The sequence below is a fragment of the Corynebacterium sp. HMSC062A03 genome (assembly GCF_001811145.1).
GTDB lineage: Bacteria > Actinomycetota > Actinomycetes > Mycobacteriales > Mycobacteriaceae > Corynebacterium > Corynebacterium aurimucosum.
The window spans coordinates 24,787-41,724 of sequence record NZ_KV803680.1 but is presented as its reverse complement, the minus strand read 5'-3'; the positions used below and the strand labels follow the sequence as shown (position 1 = coordinate 41,724).

At 59.3% G+C, this 16,938-nt stretch carries 14 protein-coding genes; 7 read left to right on the top strand and 7 right to left on the bottom strand.

Going from position 1 to position 16,938, the window contains the following annotated elements:
- Position 1: 1 nt before the first annotated feature.
- Positions 2-472 (bottom strand): RDD family protein, encoded by a 471-nt coding sequence (locus tag HMPREF2781_RS06515; protein ID WP_070644855.1) that lies wholly within the window; start codon positions 470-472, stop codon positions 2-4.
- Positions 473-532: 60 nt separating this feature from the next.
- Entirely contained in the window at positions 533-1,273 is a 741-nt protein-coding gene (locus HMPREF2781_RS06510) for a class I SAM-dependent DNA methyltransferase (RefSeq protein WP_070644853.1), read from the bottom strand.
- 241 nt (positions 1,274-1,514) lie between these two features.
- On the opposite strand from HMPREF2781_RS06510, the gene rpsA reads away from it, so the two are divergent.
- Together rpsA and coaE are read left to right on the top strand one after the other, a co-directional pair.
- Positions 1,515-2,975, top strand: coding sequence for a 30S ribosomal protein S1 (gene rpsA / locus HMPREF2781_RS06505; protein ID WP_010190105.1), 1,461 nt, complete (start codon positions 1,515-1,517; stop codon positions 2,973-2,975).
- A 113-nt stretch (positions 2,976-3,088) separates the two neighbouring features.
- Positions 3,089-3,691 (top strand): dephospho-CoA kinase, encoded by a 603-nt coding sequence (coaE, locus tag HMPREF2781_RS06500; RefSeq protein WP_070644851.1) that lies wholly within the window; start codon positions 3,089-3,091, stop codon positions 3,689-3,691.
- 14 nt (positions 3,692-3,705) lie between these two features.
- Here coaE and HMPREF2781_RS06495 read toward each other — a convergent pair whose 3' ends face one another.
- Positions 3,706-5,070 (bottom strand): DUF4185 domain-containing protein, encoded by a 1,365-nt coding sequence (locus tag HMPREF2781_RS06495; protein WP_070644849.1) that lies wholly within the window; start codon positions 5,068-5,070, stop codon positions 3,706-3,708.
- Between the two features lie 104 nt (positions 5,071-5,174).
- Here HMPREF2781_RS06495 and HMPREF2781_RS06490 point away from each other — a divergent pair, with 104 nt between their 5' ends.
- The 4 genes from HMPREF2781_RS06490 (at position 5,175) to HMPREF2781_RS06475 (ending at position 8,865) form a co-directional block, all read left to right on the top strand.
- Positions 5,175-5,537 carry a DUF4259 domain-containing protein gene (locus HMPREF2781_RS06490; protein WP_201828125.1) on the top strand — a complete coding sequence of 121 codons (363 nt, stop codon included), beginning with the start codon at positions 5,175-5,177 and terminating at the stop codon, positions 5,535-5,537.
- Between the two features lie 97 nt (positions 5,538-5,634).
- A complete protein-coding gene (uvrB, locus tag HMPREF2781_RS06485; RefSeq protein ID WP_070446886.1) occupies positions 5,635-7,728 on the top strand; it encodes an excinuclease ABC subunit UvrB in 2,094 nt (697 codons plus the stop codon).
- A gap of 110 nt (positions 7,729-7,838) precedes the next feature.
- Positions 7,839-8,285 carry a universal stress protein gene (locus HMPREF2781_RS06480; RefSeq protein ID WP_070644846.1) on the top strand — a complete coding sequence of 149 codons (447 nt, stop codon included), beginning with the start codon at positions 7,839-7,841 and terminating at the stop codon, positions 8,283-8,285.
- A gap of 139 nt (positions 8,286-8,424) precedes the next feature.
- Positions 8,425-8,865 carry a universal stress protein gene (locus HMPREF2781_RS06475; protein ID WP_070446890.1) on the top strand — a complete coding sequence of 147 codons (441 nt, stop codon included), beginning with the start codon at positions 8,425-8,427 and terminating at the stop codon, positions 8,863-8,865.
- A gap of 85 nt (positions 8,866-8,950) precedes the next feature.
- Here HMPREF2781_RS06475 and HMPREF2781_RS06470 read toward each other — a convergent pair whose 3' ends face one another.
- The 4 genes from HMPREF2781_RS06470 to HMPREF2781_RS06455 form a co-directional block, all read right to left on the bottom strand.
- Positions 8,951-9,964 (bottom strand): App1 family protein, encoded by a 1,014-nt coding sequence (locus HMPREF2781_RS06470; RefSeq protein ID WP_070446892.1) that lies wholly within the window; start codon positions 9,962-9,964, stop codon positions 8,951-8,953.
- A gap of 10 nt (positions 9,965-9,974) precedes the next feature.
- Positions 9,975-12,215, bottom strand: a complete 2,241-nt coding sequence (locus tag HMPREF2781_RS06465) for a HelD family protein (protein WP_070644844.1) — start codon at positions 12,213-12,215, stop codon at positions 9,975-9,977.
- Positions 12,216-12,395: 180 nt separating this feature from the next.
- Positions 12,396-13,319 (bottom strand): DoxX family protein, encoded by a 924-nt coding sequence (locus HMPREF2781_RS06460; protein ID WP_070446965.1) that lies wholly within the window; start codon positions 13,317-13,319, stop codon positions 12,396-12,398.
- A gap of 95 nt (positions 13,320-13,414) precedes the next feature.
- Positions 13,415-14,017, bottom strand: a complete 603-nt coding sequence (locus tag HMPREF2781_RS06455; protein WP_070644842.1) for an MBL fold metallo-hydrolase — start codon at positions 14,015-14,017, stop codon at positions 13,415-13,417.
- A gap of 76 nt (positions 14,018-14,093) precedes the next feature.
- Between HMPREF2781_RS06455 and uvrA the strand changes: the two genes are divergently transcribed.
- Positions 14,094-16,931 (top strand): excinuclease ABC subunit UvrA, encoded by a 2,838-nt coding sequence (gene uvrA, locus HMPREF2781_RS06450; protein WP_070644840.1) that lies wholly within the window; start codon positions 14,094-14,096, stop codon positions 16,929-16,931.
- Positions 16,932-16,938: the final 7 nt, after the last annotated feature.

Genomic DNA, 16,938 nt, shown 5'->3' with positions numbered 1-16,938 from the left:
CTTAGGTCAAGCCCACCGCGCGCTCGTCTTCGGTGGGCGTGCGGCGCTCGACCAAACATCCGGCAAGGAGGTCGAATGGGGTTTGTCCCAGCAGCAGGACGCTGAGGCCGAGGATGCCCAGGATGGTTGCCTCCACGAAGGGGAGTCCTGTCAACGCGAGAAGTGTGAGAAGGAGCCAGCCGTTGCGAACGGCTGCGCTGCCGATTCCGGGATGCTCAGCAATGACTTCTAGCTTTAGCGACCACTTACCCAGGGAAGTCTGCTTTGCGGCCTCTACCCACACTCGGTAGACGTAGAAGACGAGTGCGAGGGCAACGATGTCATAGACAGCGCCTGCTCGACCGCTCAGCACTTCATCGGCGATGAGGTTGATAAGCCACTTGAGTGCCACGATGATGGCGGCGGCGAGAAAGGCATCAATCCACCAGGCCACTGCGCGGCGCGCGAAAATCCCGAGGCGTTCTAGAAGCATGGCTGTCAGCTTAGTTCGCTGCAGCCGATTGATTCGATACCAGGGGAGGTAGTGTCTGACCTACCGTGCTTCGCACACGAAGATGGCGGTGCCGGGGAAAATGGCTCCCCGCTCAGGCGACCATTGTCCCCACGTAAGTGTGTTTTCCTCCGGCCACTCGGGTTCGATGAGGTTGCGAATTTCAAATGCACCGCGCACTTGGAGTGCTCGCACCCAATCGCCCATCGTGCGGTGGAACTCGGCATAGCTGAGCTCACCGCTGTCATCCTGCTCTAGGTAGGCGCGTTCAAAATAAGACAGCTGCGCAGTGAGGTCCTGTGGATCATCGGGGAAGACCCAACGCATGGGGTGTGGCACAGAAAAGACGAAGCGGCCATGAGGGTGCAGAACACGGTGGACTTCGTTCAGTGCCTGGTCAAGGTTGGCCACGAAGGGAAGGGCGCCAAAGGCGGAGAAGACGACGTCGAAGGATCCGTCACGATAGGGAAGTGCTAGGACATCAGCCTGAACGAGCGGTAGGCCACTCTCGGCATGGGAAAGCATTCCAGACGAGAGATCGAAGCCCGTGGCAAAGCGCGCGCGTCCTTGCAGCCACTGCGTGCAAGGCGCGGAGCCGCAGCCGAGCTCGAGGACGGTAGCGGAGGAGACATCGCCCAGTAGCTGCGCTTCCGCCTCGTGCAGCATCTCAGGACACCAGTAGAAAGAGGATAGATATTCGGGGTGTTCCGCGTGGTAGGAATCGGCGTCACGATCCCAAAAATTGCGATTGGCTGAGGAAGCAGAAAAGGCTGCAGAAGACATTCTCACTTTTCCAATTTCTTTTCCGTGTTGTATTTGCCGTTTTAGCTGCGAGGATGTAGGGTTGTACGGGCGTGTCTATGACTCGGGACGCGCTGGGCTACTGTAGGAGAGCTCGGCACGGCTGCGAGTCGGGATTGAAATCCATCTTAAGCCTTGCGCATTTGCGCTGCTTAATGACGCTTTTCAAGAGACGCGTAACTGTCCAATTACGATCTCCTACGTTTATTCGGAGCATAACTACATGCCAACTTCTAACACCCCTCAGGTTGCGATCAACGACATCGGAACCGCAGAGGACTTCCTCGCAGCCGTCGACGCCACCATCAAGTACTTCAACGATGGTGACATCGTCGAGGGCACCGTGGTCAAGGTTGACCACGACGAGGTCCTGCTCGACATCGGTTACAAGACCGAGGGCGTCATCCCGTCCCGCGAGCTCTCTATCAAGCACGACGTCAACCCGGATGAGGTTGTCGAGGTCGGCGACGAGATCGACGCACTTGTTCTCACCAAGGAGGACAAGGAAGGCCGTCTGATCCTGTCCAAGAAGCGCGCACAGTACGAGCGCGCTTGGGGCGCCGTCGAAGAGCTGCACGCCAAGGAAGAGCCGGTTACCGGTACCGTCATCGAGGTTGTCAAGGGTGGTCTCATCCTCGACATCGGCCTCCGTGGCTTCCTCCCGGCTTCCCTCGTTGAGATGCGCCGCGTTCGCGACCTGGAGCCGTACATCGGCCAGGAGCTCGAGGCCAAGATCATCGAGCTGGACAAGCAGCGTAACAACGTTGTCCTGTCCCGCCGCGCATACCTCGAGCAGACCCAGTCCGAGGTCCGCTCCGAGTTCCTGCACCAGCTGCAGAAGGGGCAGGTCCGCAAGGGCGTTGTCTCCTCCATCGTCAACTTCGGCGCCTTCGTCGATCTCGGCGGTGTCGACGGCCTGGTTCACGTTTCCGAGCTGTCCTGGAAGCACATCGACCACCCGTCTGAGGTTGTCACCGTGGGCGACGAGGTCACCGTCGAGGTTCTCGACGTCGACCTGGACCGCGAGCGCGTGTCCCTGTCCCTGAAGGCAACCCAGGAAGATCCGTGGCGCGTCTTCGCCCGCACCCACGCTGTGGGCCAGATCGTCCCGGGCAAGGTCACCAAGCTCGTTCCGTTCGGCGCCTTCGTTCGCGTCGAGGAGGGCATCGAGGGCCTCGTCCACATCTCCGAGCTGGCTCAGCGCCACGTGGAGGTTCCGGACCAGGTTGTCAACGTTGGCCAGGAAGTCATGGTCAAGGTCATCGACATCGACCTCGAGCGTCGTCGTATCTCCCTGTCTGTTAAGCAGGCCGACGAGGACTACACTGACGAGTTCGATCCGTCCAAGTACGGCATGGCTGACTCCTACGACGAGCAGGGCAACTACGTGTTCCCGGAGGGCTTCGACCCAGAGACCAACGAGTGGCTCGAGGGCTACGACGAGCAGCGTCAGGCTTGGGAGGCTCGCTACGCCGAGTCCGAGCGTCGCTTCAACCTGCACACCGCTCAGATCGAGCGCAACCGTGCTGCAGCTGCTGAGGCCGCTGAGTCCGCTGCCAACTCCAACTACTCTTCCGAGTCTCAGGATGCAGCTCCGGCATCCGATTCTCAGGCAGAGGTTGGCGGCTCCCTCGCATCCGACGAGCAGCTCGCTGCTCTGCGCGACAAGCTCGCTGGCAACTAAGAATGGATCTTTCTCGGTTCGCACTCAGCGATGAACCCGCGATGGTCTAGCTCTTGAGAAAGGCCGCTTCTCCCACTGCGGGAGGGGCGGCCTTTCGCGTATCCTAAGCCGGTATGAAGCTCATTGGACTCACCGGCGGTATCGGCAGCGGAAAATCTACAGTGGCGCAGCTTCTCCTGCACCACGGATGGGAGCTAGTTGATGCCGATCAGATAGCTCGGGACATCGTTGAACCGGGGCAACCGGCGCTCGCTGAGTTAGCAGACGCTTTCGGGGAGGATATCCTTCAAGCCGATGGAAGCCTCGATCGTGGGTTGCTGGCTTCCCGCGCTTTCGCCAGCCGGGAGAAGACCGATCTCCTCAACTCCATTACGCACCCGCGTATTCAGGAGGAAACCCAGGCCCGCTTCGACTCCGCGCGCCGCGCTGGCGCCGACTTCGTGGTGTATGACATGCCGCTCCTCGTGGACAAGGGTCTACACAAAAATATGGACGCCACCATCGTCGTTGACGTCGATGTGGAGGAGCGGGTTCGCCGCCTCGTGGAGTATCGCGGGCTGGATGAGGGGGATGCGCGCCGCCGGATAGCCGCGCAGGTCCCGGACGATGTGCGCCGCGCCGCTGCTGATTTCATTATTGATAACAACGGCGCTCGCGATAAGCTCGATGCGCAGGTTGACGGGGTCGTCGACAAGCTCCGCTCCCGGTTCGCCTAGGGACGCGCAATTAACTAACGCGTCGCTACGACGTCAGAGACTTCAACGTGGTCGTTGTTTTCCATGTCTTCGCCCACGAAGTCGAGGTCTGTGCGCATGAGCATGGTGTTGTAGTCATGCCAGGACGTCAGAGTGTAATAGAGGTGCTGATCGTCCTGGTTCGGCAGAACGAAGGGAGCATAGGTGTCATTGAGCGGCTGGCCGCTGACGACCTTGGTGGTCTTTTCACTCACCAGCATGCGGCGCGGCGACCATGGGCCTTCTGGGCTATCGGCCGTGCGCATAACGATGCCTTCGCCCTCCACCCCGTACATAGTGATGTATTTGCCCAAGTAGTGGTTGTAAGCCACAGAGAGTTCGGATACCTTGCCGTCGAGTACCTCGGTGGCGCGCGCCGGATTCTTCACCCAGGAGCCGTCAGAGTAGTAGCTGAAGGCTTCCTCGTTAGGAAACTCCGACTTCAACGCACGGGACAAATATGCTGGGCCGCGGCGGCCGTTGCCGGTGGTGAAGCGGTAAATGTACTCGTCGTGCTCGATGAAGGCTGATTGTTGAAGTTTTTCAAACCCTTTGCGGTAGTTGGCGCCGCCGGGAATCGGCGCGTTCGCACCGTGGCTAGTGTTGGTTCGGGTGGCCTCTGGCACTGCGCGCCACGTGACTCCGCCATCAGTCGACTTCACGGTCGCGCCAAAGTTGGTGGACCAGCCGGTCTTCGGATCGTGCCAGGAGCGCACCGACATGTAGTCGATGTAGTGCACGCCGTCGACCACTATGCCGGCCGTGGGGATAGTGGTGCGCTCGCCGTTGGTGTCTTTATCTCCCACCTTCTGGGAAGGGATGAACTCCTTAGCCCGGCCTTGAGCCGACCATCCAGAGTTCGTTAGTGCTTCCTCCAGGCGCAGGCCGTCACCATAGTCGTGGTCGCTCGTGCGCAAAAGGAGGTTGGAACGCCACCCGTCGCCCTCGCTTGAGCAATCCATGGAATCGCCGAAGACATAGTAGGATTTGCCCGCGCCATCCGAGTAGGCGATGCCGAGGTCAGTTCCGGAAATATCAAACTTCCGGTCGGTGCGGTTTGGAGAACCGGAACCAGTGATGAGCTGCATGATTTGGGTTGGCCCGCCGCTGATCTGGCGCTGGTTATAGTTGCTGCGCTGTGGTGCCTCAGTATTGCCCGAACTGCTGGACCGGGAAGAGCTGCCGAGTAGGACGTCGAGCCCACCGAGCGAAGAGCCGGAAGTCTCGGGTTTCGACGTGAAGCTGCCGGACCTCGAGTAGGCCGTACACGGTGACGCATGGGCCGCAGGGGAGTGGGTCACGATAGCGACAGGCACTAGTCCGGCAATGGTCAACGCGCTGGTAAGAGAACGAAGCTTCATGTCAGCAGATTCTAAAGGAGAGCGCCAACTTTTAAAGGATATGGCGGCTAAAATTTACCTTGTGCTCGCATTCCGTTCACATTCCCTGCTTAATCTGCACCTCCATGGGGACGTGGGATGTTGGGCCTTTTGATAATCACGCCGCGTGCGAAGTGCTCGCGGCAATCCGTGATGGCTCCTTCGATCTTGATACGTTTAAGAAAAGCTGCGTGGATTCTCCCATCGACGTCGATGATGCCGAGGTAATCATTGCCTTGGGGGCATTGGCCACCACGCCTGAAGATAGGCTCCCCGCTGGAATTAGCGCGGATGACGTTAAAGCTTTGCGCACACCACAGACCCGGGCCTGGTTGCGCAAGAAAATCAATACAGCGATGGAGCCCAACAGTTCCCCGATTTATGCGTTGTGGGAAACCACGGGTGAGCTTGAACTGTGGTTGCGCAGGACGCGCGCGGCGTTGCCCTAAAATGCAGTGAGGCCTCCCTTCACAGACACAGGTGAGACAGGTTGCCTAGCCAGTGGGCCCTAGCAGGTTTCGTGGTGTGCGCGTTAGACTGGTCAGCATGGCTTTTGCTGCTGAACACCCCATCCTGCCCGTCTCCGAACATCGCCCTGTTGGCGAAATCGAGCGGCGCTCAGCCGAGTTCCGTGTTGAGTCCGAATTCCAGCCCGCTGGCGACCAGCCCGCCGCCATCGCGGAACTGGATGAGCGGCTCAGTCGCGGCGAGCGCGACGTGGTACTCATGGGTGCCACGGGTACCGGTAAATCCGCGACAGCCGCCTGGCTCATCGAAAAGCAGCAGCGCCCAACACTTGTGATGGCGCCGAATAAAACGCTGGCGGCGCAGCTGGCAAATGAGCTGCGCCAGCTTCTCCCACACAACGCGGTGGAGTACTTCGTCTCCTATTACGACTACTACCAACCGGAAGCCTATATCGCGCAGACGGATACCTACATTGAGAAGGACTCCTCTATCAATGAGGACGTGGAGCGCCTCCGCCACTCCGCCACGTCAGCTCTTCTTTCTCGCCGTGATGTGGTTGTGGTTTCTTCTGTGTCGTGTATCTACGGTCTGGGCACGCCGCAGTCCTATCTTGATCGCTCTGTTGTGCTAGAGGAAGGGGAGGAGATCGACCGCGATCGCTTCCTCCGCTTGCTCGTGGATATTCAGTATGAGCGCAATGACGTGGGCTTTACGCGCGGAACCTTCCGCGTCAAGGGCGATACCGTGGATATTATCCCTGCCTATGAAGAGCGCGCGGTGCGCATCGAGTTCTTCGGCGATGACGTGGACGAGCTCTACTACATCCACCCCTTGACGGGCGACGTGCTGGAGCGGGTCGACGAGGTAAGAATCTTCCCCGCAACGCACTATGTAGCTGGGCCAGAGCGCATGGCCCGTGCCATCGAGGACATCAAGGAGGAGCTCGCGGAGCGCCTCGCGGAGCTGGAGAACCGCGGCAAGTTGCTCGAAGCGCAGCGCCTGCGCATGCGTACCGAATACGACCTTGAGATGATCGAGCAGGTGGGCTTTTGCTCCGGCATTGAGAACTATTCGCGCCACGTTGATGGACGTCCCGCCGGCTCCGCGCCGGCGACACTCCTGGACTATTTCCCAGAGGACTTCCTCACCATCATCGATGAGTCTCACGTGACCGTCCCGCAGATCGGCGGCATGTTTGAGGGCGATATGGCCCGCAAGCGCAACCTCGTGGAGTTTGGCTTCCGTTTGCCTTCTGCCGTAGACAACCGTCCGCTCACTTTCGATGAGTTCGAAGAACGTGTGGGACAAGCGGTGTACATGTCGGCGACGCCCGGTGATTTCGAAATGACGGCTTCCGGCGGCGAGTTCGTGGAACAGGTCATTCGCCCCACCGGCCTCGTAGATCCCAAGGTGACGGTCAAGCCCACCAAGGGCCAGATTGATGATCTCATCGATGAGGTCCGCGCCCGCACCGCGAAGCAGGAGCGCGTCCTGGTCACGACGTTGACCAAACGCATGGCAGAGGACCTCACGGACTATTTGCTGGAACACGGTATCAAGGTGCGCTACCTCCACTCGGATATTGACACGCTTCAGCGCGTGGAGCTGCTGCGCCAATTGCGCTTGGGGGAATTCGATGTCCTCGTGGGCATCAACCTGCTGCGTGAGGGCCTCGACCTTCCTGAAGTTTCACTTGTCGCCATCTTGGATGCCGATAAGGAAGGTTTTCTGCGCTCCACCACCTCGCTTATTCAGACTATTGGCCGCGCCGCCCGAAATGTGTCCGGTGAGGTCATCATGTACGCCGATAAGATTACGGACTCAATGCAGGAAGCCATCGAGGAGACTGAGCGCCGCCGTGAGAAGCAGATTGCCTATAACAAGGAGCACGGCATCGACCCGCAGCCGCTACGCAAAAAGATCGCCGATATCTTGGACCAGGTTTATGAGAACGCCGATGAGCAGGGGCAGGACGCGGATCCCACGGCCATCGTCGACAAGCCGGATGTGTCCTCCATGGCTGCCGACGAGGTGCAGGCGCTTATCGACGACCTAACGACCCAAATGCGCGAGGCAGCCCGGGAGCTCAAATTCGAGTTGGCGGGGCGCTTGCGCGATGAGATCGCTGATCTGAAAAAGGAGCAACGCGGTCTCAAGGAGGCCGGCATTTGACGACGCGCCTAGTCCTGAAATTTGCCAACTCAATGTGCGGGTAAAATCCGTCTCGGCATAGCAGACCGTGTCATACTGTTAAGGATTAATCGCTACTTATAAGGAGAATTATGCTGAGCTACAACGTTATCGCTGTCGGAACCGATGGTTCTCAGACGTCCATGCGCGCTGTTCGTTCTGCCGCGTCCATGGCACGCGCTTATGACGCGACGCTGATTATCGTGTCTGCTTTCTACAACCACTCGGGTTCGATGCTCGGCGCCCCGAACTCAGAGGATGCCCGAGTACCGGTTGTGAGCGAAGAGATGTCGGAAAGCTTCCTCAACAATGCCGCGGAGATTGCGCACGGCGAGGGGGCGGAGCGGATTGAGATCATCGCTAAGTCCGGTGACCCGGTGAATTCGCTCCTCGAGGTCGGCAGGGACCATGACGTTGATATGTTCGTTGTGGGTAACAAGGGAATTCATTCGGTGCGTGGTCGCGTGTTCGGCTCCGTGGCGACGGAGCTCACTCGTAAAGCCCACGCTGACGTCGTCGTGGTCAACACCACTGACTAGGGCAGAACATGGCGCGCTGAGCCTCGTGCGCGCTGATCGACGTGAACGCGCCAGCGTTGTTAGACTAGCGGGTGCGCAAAAGCTTTAAAATTTTGTCAAGCGGTGGCCTCATGGTTGAGGCCAGCGAAGAAAGGTCATCATGAGCGATTACAACAAGATCGTGGTCGGCACCGACGGTTCCAAGTCCTCCCTGCTTGCTGTGGAGCGCGCCGCCAAGATCGCCGCAGCCTTCGATGCCACCCTCATCATCGGTTGCGCCTACTACGAGAACCAGGAGCAGGCTTCCAAGACTTTGCGCCAGGATTCCGTGACGATTCTCGGTGATGAGAAGGCCCAGGCCAACCTCGCCTCTGGCAAGGAGCACGCAGAGAAGTTCGGCGTGGCGAAGGTGGAGACCGCTGTGCGCCCGGGAACCCCGGTTCAGGCCCTGATGTCCATTGTCAACGACAACAAGGCAGACCTGCTCATCGTGGGTAACCGTGGAATCAACTCCCTGACCGGCCGCCTGCTTGGTTCGGTTCCGGCGGATGTCGCACGTCAGTCTGATTGCGATGTCATGATTGTCCACACCGTCAACTAGCACTTTATTGCGTGCACGGCGCGCAGCGCCCAGAGACCTTCAAAGAAGGAGTTACCTGGGCCGCTGCGCGCTTTTTCTTATCTTCCTAGCTGGAAGGAAGAATGCGGTAGGCACTGGCAAGGGCGTTACCGTCGGTGCCTTGAATGAGCGGGATATCGAAAGAAGACTGCTCGTTGACCTTTACCAAAGGGGCGAGCGAACCGTGGGACAGCAGCTGCTCCTGCGGTGTGAGGTTGCGTATCGCAACTGCTGCCACATGGTTGGGGTGCTCCGCTGCCGCGTCCGCATAGGTCAAGGGATCGTGCTGTCCATCATCGCCGATGAGCAGCCAGCGCAGTTTGCGGAAAGCGATGAACAGGTTTCGCAATTGGACGCGCTTGTGCTCCAGGCCATTGCGGAAGAGGCCGGTAGGTGTAGGCCCCCAATCCGTCAGGAGTAGCGGGCCACGGGGGAATCCGTTGTCCGCCATGAAATTCACCAACGTGTCATAGGTGTTCCACGCACCGGTGGAGAGGTAAATGAAGGGAGCTTCTGGGTGCTGCTGGGAGATCTCTCGGTAGAAGCTGGCCATGCCTTCTACTGGTTTGCGCGTATTGGTGCGCTTGACCCAAGAATTCCACGCCGCAATCATCGCGCGTGGCAGCCACGTCACCATGATGGTGTCATCGATATCGCTGACCACACCGAAGGTCGTGTCCTTATCCACGATGAGGACCTCCGCGCTGGCTTCCTCGGCGCCCTTGGCCCGGATGGTGACCTCGTGCCAACCAGGTTCGAGCCCGTGGTCATGGACTAGCACGTCGACATAGCCGTTGTCGTTCGTGGTGCCCGCTACCGTTTTCCCGCCAACCGTAACTTCAACCTCGTGGTGCGTGACCTGAATGGTGAAGAACTGGCGGTATCCGCGTTGAGCCCACGTATCGCGCTCTTCGGCGGCAGGGTCATGCATGAGGACCCGCCCCAGCACGTGGACGAATTCCTCGTTGCCGTAGCCGGCATAGCCAGTAACACTGGGGCGCCAGCCTTTGCGTGCTGAGCGCTTGAGCGAGTAAGCATTTGCGGTGGATTCGACTTTGCGGGCGATATCGGAAAGTGCCATGCGCACCAGATTAACGGAAAACCTCCGCGTAGCGGCCGGCGATGGTGAGGGACTGCGTCGCACGCGTCAGCGCCACGTAGAGGTTGTGCAGACCCTGCGGGGACGCTTCCACGATGTCATCCGGATTGACTACGGTGACGTGGTCAAACTCCAGTCCTTTGATCTGCTCAACGTTGGCTGCGGTGATCACAGCGCGCAGGCGCCCGTCAGCGTCCTGGAAGGTTGCGGGCTGAAGGTCGCTCTCACCGTCCTGCCAGATAACGTCCACACCGTCGCGCACCGCGATGCCTGGCGTCGCCTCGGGGTTGATGGATTGAAGGAGCTGGTTGGCCAGCTCAGTGATCGGGCGCGGGGTTCGGTAGTTGACACTCAGACCGTGCAATCGGAAGCGCTGGCCGACGAAAGGCTCGAGAGTCTCGCCCCAATCATCAACGCCGGCGGGAGCTCCAGTCTGGGAGGTATCGCCGACGAGCGTCATCCACCGGGAAGGGCTGCGCCGGAAAATCATACGCCACTCCATTGGGGTCAACTCCTGTGCCTCGTCGACGATGACGTGCCCGTAAGCCCACGTGTAGTCCTCGCGGGCACGTTGAGCGGTGGTGCGGGAATCCCGAACTTCGTGGCGTCGAGCGAGGTGCTCGGCATCGATGACGTCGTGGGCAGAGAGAATCTCCGCTTCGAACATGTCATCATCGTTGTCGGTGGAATCAGATGAGCTCAGAATATCGAGGGCATCTTCTGCCTCGGCTACCTGCTCACGCCATTCCTTCTCCTCTGCAGCGCGTTCCGCTTCTGGGTCTGGCATGCCGATGAGGACAGCGAGCTCGTCGAGAAGCGCAGCATCCGACGCCGCCCAAGCCCGGCCATCCTCGCGGTAGAGGGCACCCCGGGTTTCCTCATCGTAGGCGCTGGCCGCTGAATCGATGCGTTCGGTGCTGCTCAGGAGCTCGGCGAGCACATCTGTAGGCGCCAGATGGGGCCAGAACTCGTCGATGAGCTCCAGGACCTGTGGTTCTTCAGCAAGATCATCGTGGAGCTGGTCCACATCTGCGCGGGAGAGCAGGTTGGCACCTCCCAGCGGATCAGAACCGATGCGTTCGGCCATCTGTTGGGCCAGCGATTCAATGAGGTGTTCCGCAAACGCCGCTTGAGCATCGTTGTGCGGCTTGCGCGAGCGCCGTGCGCGGGTTCGTGCTGCCTTGACCATCTGGGGGTCCACGGTGAGCTCGAGCCGATCGATCTCCAGCGTGCGCAGCTGCTCGGGTAAACGCTGGTAGTCCTTCACCGCGTTGCCGAGAATCTCCACCATGGCCTCGGAACCCTTGATTTCGCGGGCGAGCAAGGATTCAGAGTGTGTAGCCTCGATGCTGGGGAAGAGAGAAGAAATGGTGGAGAGTACAACGCCGGTCTCACCAAGTTCCGGGAGTACTCGGGAAATGTATTCCAGGAAGGTGGAATTGGGGCCCACGATGAGCACGCCCGTGGCGGCTAATTGTTCGCGGTAGGTGTAGAGCAAGTAAGCCACACGGTGCAGCGCCACCGCCGTCTTGCCGGTTCCTGGTCCGCCTTCGACCACTATGACGCCGCGCGTGCTGTCACGGATGATCTCATCCTGTTCGCGCTGAATGGTCTCCACGATGGAGGGCATATGGCCAGTGCGGGCACGCTGCATGACGTGGTGGAGGGCGGATTCACTAGCGACATCGCTGCTTTCTGCAGTGTTGTCTCCTTCGAGGATCTCGTCGCTAATACCGGTGACAGTGCGACCGGTAGTCCTGATATGCCGGCGGACGTGAACCCCTTCAGGGTGCGCAGTGGTTGCCAGGTAGAAGGGCCGCGCCATCGGGGCACGCCAATCCAAAAGAAGCGTGCGGTAGTCCTCCTCCCGGGCATCAAGTCCCATGCGGCCGATATAGCGGCGGTCGAGGCCTTCCGGGGTGGGATTATCGCCAGGTGCATCAATGTCGATGCGCCCAAAAACTAGACCGAGTTGGGCAACGTTAAGCCGATCCAGTTTTGCTTGTAGGCCGTGGTACTCGGTTTCGCGGCGCACGAGAGCATCAGCATCTGGGGTATGAGGGTCGACGGCTGCTTGCACCTCGTTGAGGCGTACATTGGCAGCGTGGACCTCGTTGTCCAGACGCTCAAAGAGGCCGTCGACATAGGCTTGTTCGCTGGCTATTTCGGCGCTCTGCTCGCTCGCGTGGGCGCTGGTTTTCCCGGTGTGAGTCGCGGGTGAAGATTCAGACACAAGGCTCCTTGGGTGCGTATGAAGGCTTCTCGTGAACAGACGGGAAGTAAGAAGGGAGATAAAGGAAGAGTGGACAGGAAAAAGAACAACGGCCCAGCATACTAGCTGAGCCGTTGTTGTCTCCACCGCGGTGATTATCGCGGTGCGTTGCGGGGCTTTCCGCAGCGTAGGAAGAAGAGCTTAGAAGCGGTCACCAAACTTCTTGAAAGCTTTATCCAGCTTCTTGGAGGCTTGCTTCTGGAGCTTCTCAGCGCGCTTGCGAGCCTTCTTCTGGGCGCGCTTTCCGTCGAGCGAATCTGCCTTGGCTAGGGCCTCGTCAGCGCGGTCCTGTGCCTTGCCGGCTGCCTTTACCAGCCCCTTGCGGGCGGTTTCGGTGTTGTCACGTGCAGCGTCAAGCCAATCATCTTTGTTCTCCTCAAAGAACTCACGAGCGGTCTCAGCCTTGTCCTCGACGAAGGAGCGCGCGGAGTCGATGAAGTCCCGGCCAGCGGACTCCCAATCATCACGGTTGTCCTCGACGTAGTCCTTGGCGGTTTCGAACCAGTCATTAGCCTTATTGGTCACATCAGAAGAAATCTCGTTGGCGCGGTTGGAGAAGTCTTCTGCGAACTTCTGCTGCTCGGACTTACCCGGCAGCGCCTGCTGGATCTTCTTGTTGGCACGCTCCGAGGCCTTGGCAGCACGCCAACGCACGGAGGGCTTGCCTTCGGTGTCCTGCGTAACAATGGCCAAGGCACCAAGTAGGGCAGTGTTGGTGATGAAGCTGTTGCGCTGTGCTTCCTTGTCCTTCTTGGAATCGGCGGTCCAGAAAGCGTTGCCCACCAGGTTAGGGACGTGCGTCAGCGCGAGCACTGCAGCCGAGGTGCGCGGGGCTTTGCCCAGTGCCAAGGTGGTACCTGCAGCGGTCTTTGCACCGCCGAGTGCGCGGGTAACGAGCTCTGGGTCATTTGGGATGTAGCCTGCATATTCGCGGGGCAGCACCTTGCGCAGGCGCTTGAGCGCGGACTCGGTGTCCGCGACGTGCTCCGAGGTGTTGCGGAGCGTATCCACACCATCCCAGACAAACACGGAGGCCAGCATAGGACGGGCAAATTTACGAATCATAACGTGCTCCATTCAATAGATCTTTAAAGACGTTCGTCACACCATAGTACGCGGGTTAAGCAAGTGCCGCTGTCAGTGCGGCAGTTAATAAGTTGTTACCAACGCCGCTCCCACCATTCGTCCATGTGCGGGCGCTCTGCGCCGAGCGTGGTGGGTGCGCCGTGCCCAGGGCGGACGATCGCTTCGTCCGGGTAGACATCAAAGAGACGCTGCGTGACATCCTTGTACAGACGCACGAAGTCACCTTCCGAGGTGGTCTTGCCCACTCCGCCAGGAAAGAGTGAATCACCAACGAAAAGGTTGGTAACCCCATCAATCTCTGCGGCAATGGCCGCACCGCCGGGGGTGTGTCCGCGCAGAATAATAACGGGTAGTTCGTAGCCGGCGAATGGGAGCGTATCGCCGTGCTCCAGCTCGACGTCGACGGGTGCCGGCAAGGCAGGGGAGTCCAGGAAAGAGGAGTAATGCACGGCACCGGTTTTATCCAGAACCTCTTTGAGCGCGCGCACGTGGTCCCAATGACGGTGCGTGGTGAGAACGGAAGTGATCTTTACCCCATGGTCGGCGGCCAAGGAGAGCAGCGCAGGGGCGTCAGCGGAGGCGTCGATAAGCAGCGCTTCGTCACCGGCGCACAACAGGTAGCAATTGTTGTCCATCTCGGACACGGAAATTTTGTGAAGCTCAAGCGCGTTGTTCATAAGTCCAACCATACGGGTACATTCTGAGTGAGAACTCTCTGAACACACATTCTTTTGTGTAGGAAGGCAGCAACTAGTGGCTGATCGTTTGGTCGTACGAGGTGCGCGTGAGCACAACCTCAAGGGCGTGGATATCGACATTCCGCGCGATAACCTGGTGGTGTTTACCGGTCTATCAGGATCCGGTAAGTCCTCACTCGCCTTTGACACCATCTTCGCCGAGGGCCAGCGGCGCTACGTGGAGTCCTTAAGCTCTTATGCGCGCATGTTCCTTGGCCAAATGGATAAGCCGGACGTCGAGTTTATCGATGGCTTATCACCGGCGGTGTCCATTGACCAAAAATCCACCAACCACAATCCGCGTTCCACCGTCGGAACCATCACTGAAATTTATGACTACCTGCGTTTGCTCTTTTCTCGCGCGGGTACAGCACACTGTCCTGAGTGCGATGCCGTCATTGAGCGCCAAACCCCGCAGCAGATCGTGGATGAGGTCTTAAGTCACGAGGAGAAGCTGAAGTTCCAGGTCCTTGCCCCTGTGGTGCGCCGCCGCAAGGGCGAGTTCGTTGACCTCTTCGCAGATCTCGCGGCGCAGGGTTATTCCCGCGTTCGGGTGGATGGTGAGCTTTACCAGCTCAGTGACCCGCCCAAGCTGAAGAAGCAGATCAAGCACGACATCGATGTCGTCGTGGACCGCCTGCAGGTGAAGGCTTCCCAAAAGCAGCGGCTGACGGATTCGGTGGAAACAGCACTGCGCTTGGCAGACGGCCTAGTCACCCTGGATTTCGTAGACCGCGAAGAGCTCACTCACACCTACTCGGAGAAAGCAGCCTGCCCCAACGGCCATACGCTGACCATTGAGGAATACGAGCCTCGCGCGTTCTCGTTCAACGCGCCTTTCGGTTCCTGCCCGGTGTGCGATGGCTTGGGCACGCGCCTTGAAGTGGATGTGGATTTGTTGATCCCGGATCCGGATGCCCCGGCTGTCGAAGCCATCCAACCGTGGACGTCGAGCCCCAATGCGCGATATTTTGTCAAACTGGTTGAAGGGCTAGCGAAAGCCCTGGACTTTGATCCGCGCACCCCGGTGTCCGAGCTGAGCAAGGAGCAGCGCCACGCGCTGATTTATGGCACGGATGTGGAAGTCAGCGTGCGCTATAAGAACCGCTATGGCCGCCAGCGCAACTGGACCGCGCCGTTCGAGGGTGCCATCGGCTTCTTGGAACGCAAGCTCGATCAGACGGATTCTGAATCCCAGAAGGACCGTCTGCTTCAGTACACCCGCCGCGTGCCTTGTAACGCTTGTGGCGGTACCCGCCTGAAGCCGGAAATCTTGGCGGTGCGCTTAGCCTCCACCGCACATGGCGAGCAGTCCATCGCTGGCTTGACGGCGCTGTCCATCGAGGAGGCGGCGGAGTTCCTCGACTCGCTCGTGTTGGGCCACCGCGAGGAGATCATCGCCGGTGCCGTGCTCAAAGAAATCCAGGCTCGCCTGCGCTTTCTTCTCGACGTCGGCCTGAACTACCTGACCCTTGACCGCGGCGCCTCCACGTTGTCCGGCGGTGAAGCACAGCGCATTCGACTCGCCACCCAGATTGGTTCTGGTCTGGCGGGAGTCCTCTACGTGCTGGATGAGCCCTCGATTGGCCTGCACCAGCGCGATAATCAGCGCCTTATCGCCACGTTGAAGCGCCTGCGCGATATCGGAAACACCTTGATTGTGGTGGAACATGATGAAGACACCATCCGGGAAGCGGACTGGCTTGTCGACGTTGGGCCTCGCGCCGGCGAATTTGGCGGAACTGTGGTCTATCAGGGAGAACCCGCCGGTATCGAATCCGTGGAGGAGTCCCTGACGGGGCAGTATCTGTCAGGAAAGAAGAAGCTTGCGGTCCCGGATACACGCCGTGAGATTGACCCCGAGCGCATGCTCAAGGTCGTCGGCGCGCGCGAGAATAACCTCAAGGGTATTGACGTCGAGATTCCACTGGGCGTCCTCGTCTGCGTCACTGGTGTGTCTGGCTCAGGAAAGTCCACAGTGGTCAACCAGATCCTGGCTAAGACCTTGGCCAACAAGCTCAACCGTGCCCGCCAAGTGCCCGGTCGTGCCACACGCGTGGAGGGCGTGGAACACCTAGACAAGCTGGTGCAGGTGGACCAGAGCCCCATCGGCCGCACCCCGCGCTCGAATCCGGCAACCTACACAGGCGTCTTCGACAAGATTCGTAATCTTTTCGCGGAAACCCAGGAGGCGAAGGTCCGCGGCTACAAGCCGGGGCGGTTCTCCTTCAACGTTAAGGGTGGACGCTGTGAGGCCTGCCAAGGCGACGGCACCATCAAGATTGAAATGAACTTCCTGCCCGATGTTTACGTGCCGTGCGAGGTCTGTGATGGTGCCCGCTATAACCGCGAAACGCTGGAGGTCCTTTATAAAGGTAAGAACATCGCAGAGGTTCTCGATATGCCGATTTCGGAGGCAGCCGAGTTCTTCGAACCCATCACCTCAATTCATCGCTACCTCAACACTTTGGTGGAGGTAGGCCTGGGATATGTCCGCTTGGGTCAGGCCGCCACGACGCTTTCTGGTGGTGAGGCACAGCGCGTAAAGCTGGCATCCGAGCTTCAGAAGCGCACGAATGGACGCACGGTCTACATCTTGGATGAGCCGACGACTGGTTTGCATTTTGAGGACATCCGCAAACTTATGCTCGTCATCCAGGGGCTGGTGGACAAGGGCAATTCGGTCATCATCATTGAGCACAACCTAGACGTCATCAAGGCCGCCGACTGGATCGTGGATATGGGGCCAGAAGGCGGTTCCGGTGGCGGAACTGTCGTGGCCCAAGGCACGCCGGAGGACGTGGCGCAGGTAGAAGGCTCCTATACGGGAGGGTTCCTCCAGGAGATGGTGTGATGGTGGG

What these genes read in the sequence shown, in the direction of transcription:
- HMPREF2781_RS06515 (WP_070644855.1), bottom strand. Translation starts at nt 472, where the DNA reads ATGCTTCTAGAACGCCTCGGGATTTTCGCGCGCCGCGCAGTGGCCTGG.
- HMPREF2781_RS06510 (WP_070644853.1), bottom strand. Translation starts at nt 1,273, where the DNA reads ATGTCTTCTGCAGCCTTTTCTGCTTCCTCAGCCAATCGCAATTTTTGG.
- rpsA (WP_010190105.1), top strand. Translation starts at nt 1,515, where the DNA reads ATGCCAACTTCTAACACCCCTCAGGTTGCGATCAACGACATCGGAACC.
- coaE (WP_070644851.1), top strand. Translation starts at nt 3,089, where the DNA reads ATGAAGCTCATTGGACTCACCGGCGGTATCGGCAGCGGAAAATCTACA.
- HMPREF2781_RS06495 (WP_070644849.1), bottom strand. Translation starts at nt 5,070, where the DNA reads ATGAAGCTTCGTTCTCTTACCAGCGCGTTGACCATTGCCGGACTAGTG.
- HMPREF2781_RS06490 (WP_201828125.1), top strand. Translation starts at nt 5,175, where the DNA reads ATGGGGACGTGGGATGTTGGGCCTTTTGATAATCACGCCGCGTGCGAA.
- uvrB (WP_070446886.1), top strand. Translation starts at nt 5,635, where the DNA reads ATGGCTTTTGCTGCTGAACACCCCATCCTGCCCGTCTCCGAACATCGC.
- HMPREF2781_RS06480 (WP_070644846.1), top strand. Translation starts at nt 7,839, where the DNA reads ATGCTGAGCTACAACGTTATCGCTGTCGGAACCGATGGTTCTCAGACG.
- HMPREF2781_RS06475 (WP_070446890.1), top strand. Translation starts at nt 8,425, where the DNA reads ATGAGCGATTACAACAAGATCGTGGTCGGCACCGACGGTTCCAAGTCC.
- HMPREF2781_RS06470 (WP_070446892.1), bottom strand. Translation starts at nt 9,964, where the DNA reads ATGGCACTTTCCGATATCGCCCGCAAAGTCGAATCCACCGCAAATGCT.
- HMPREF2781_RS06460 (WP_070446965.1), bottom strand. Translation starts at nt 13,319, where the DNA reads ATGATTCGTAAATTTGCCCGTCCTATGCTGGCCTCCGTGTTTGTCTGG.
- HMPREF2781_RS06455 (WP_070644842.1), bottom strand. Translation starts at nt 14,017, where the DNA reads ATGAACAACGCGCTTGAGCTTCACAAAATTTCCGTGTCCGAGATGGAC.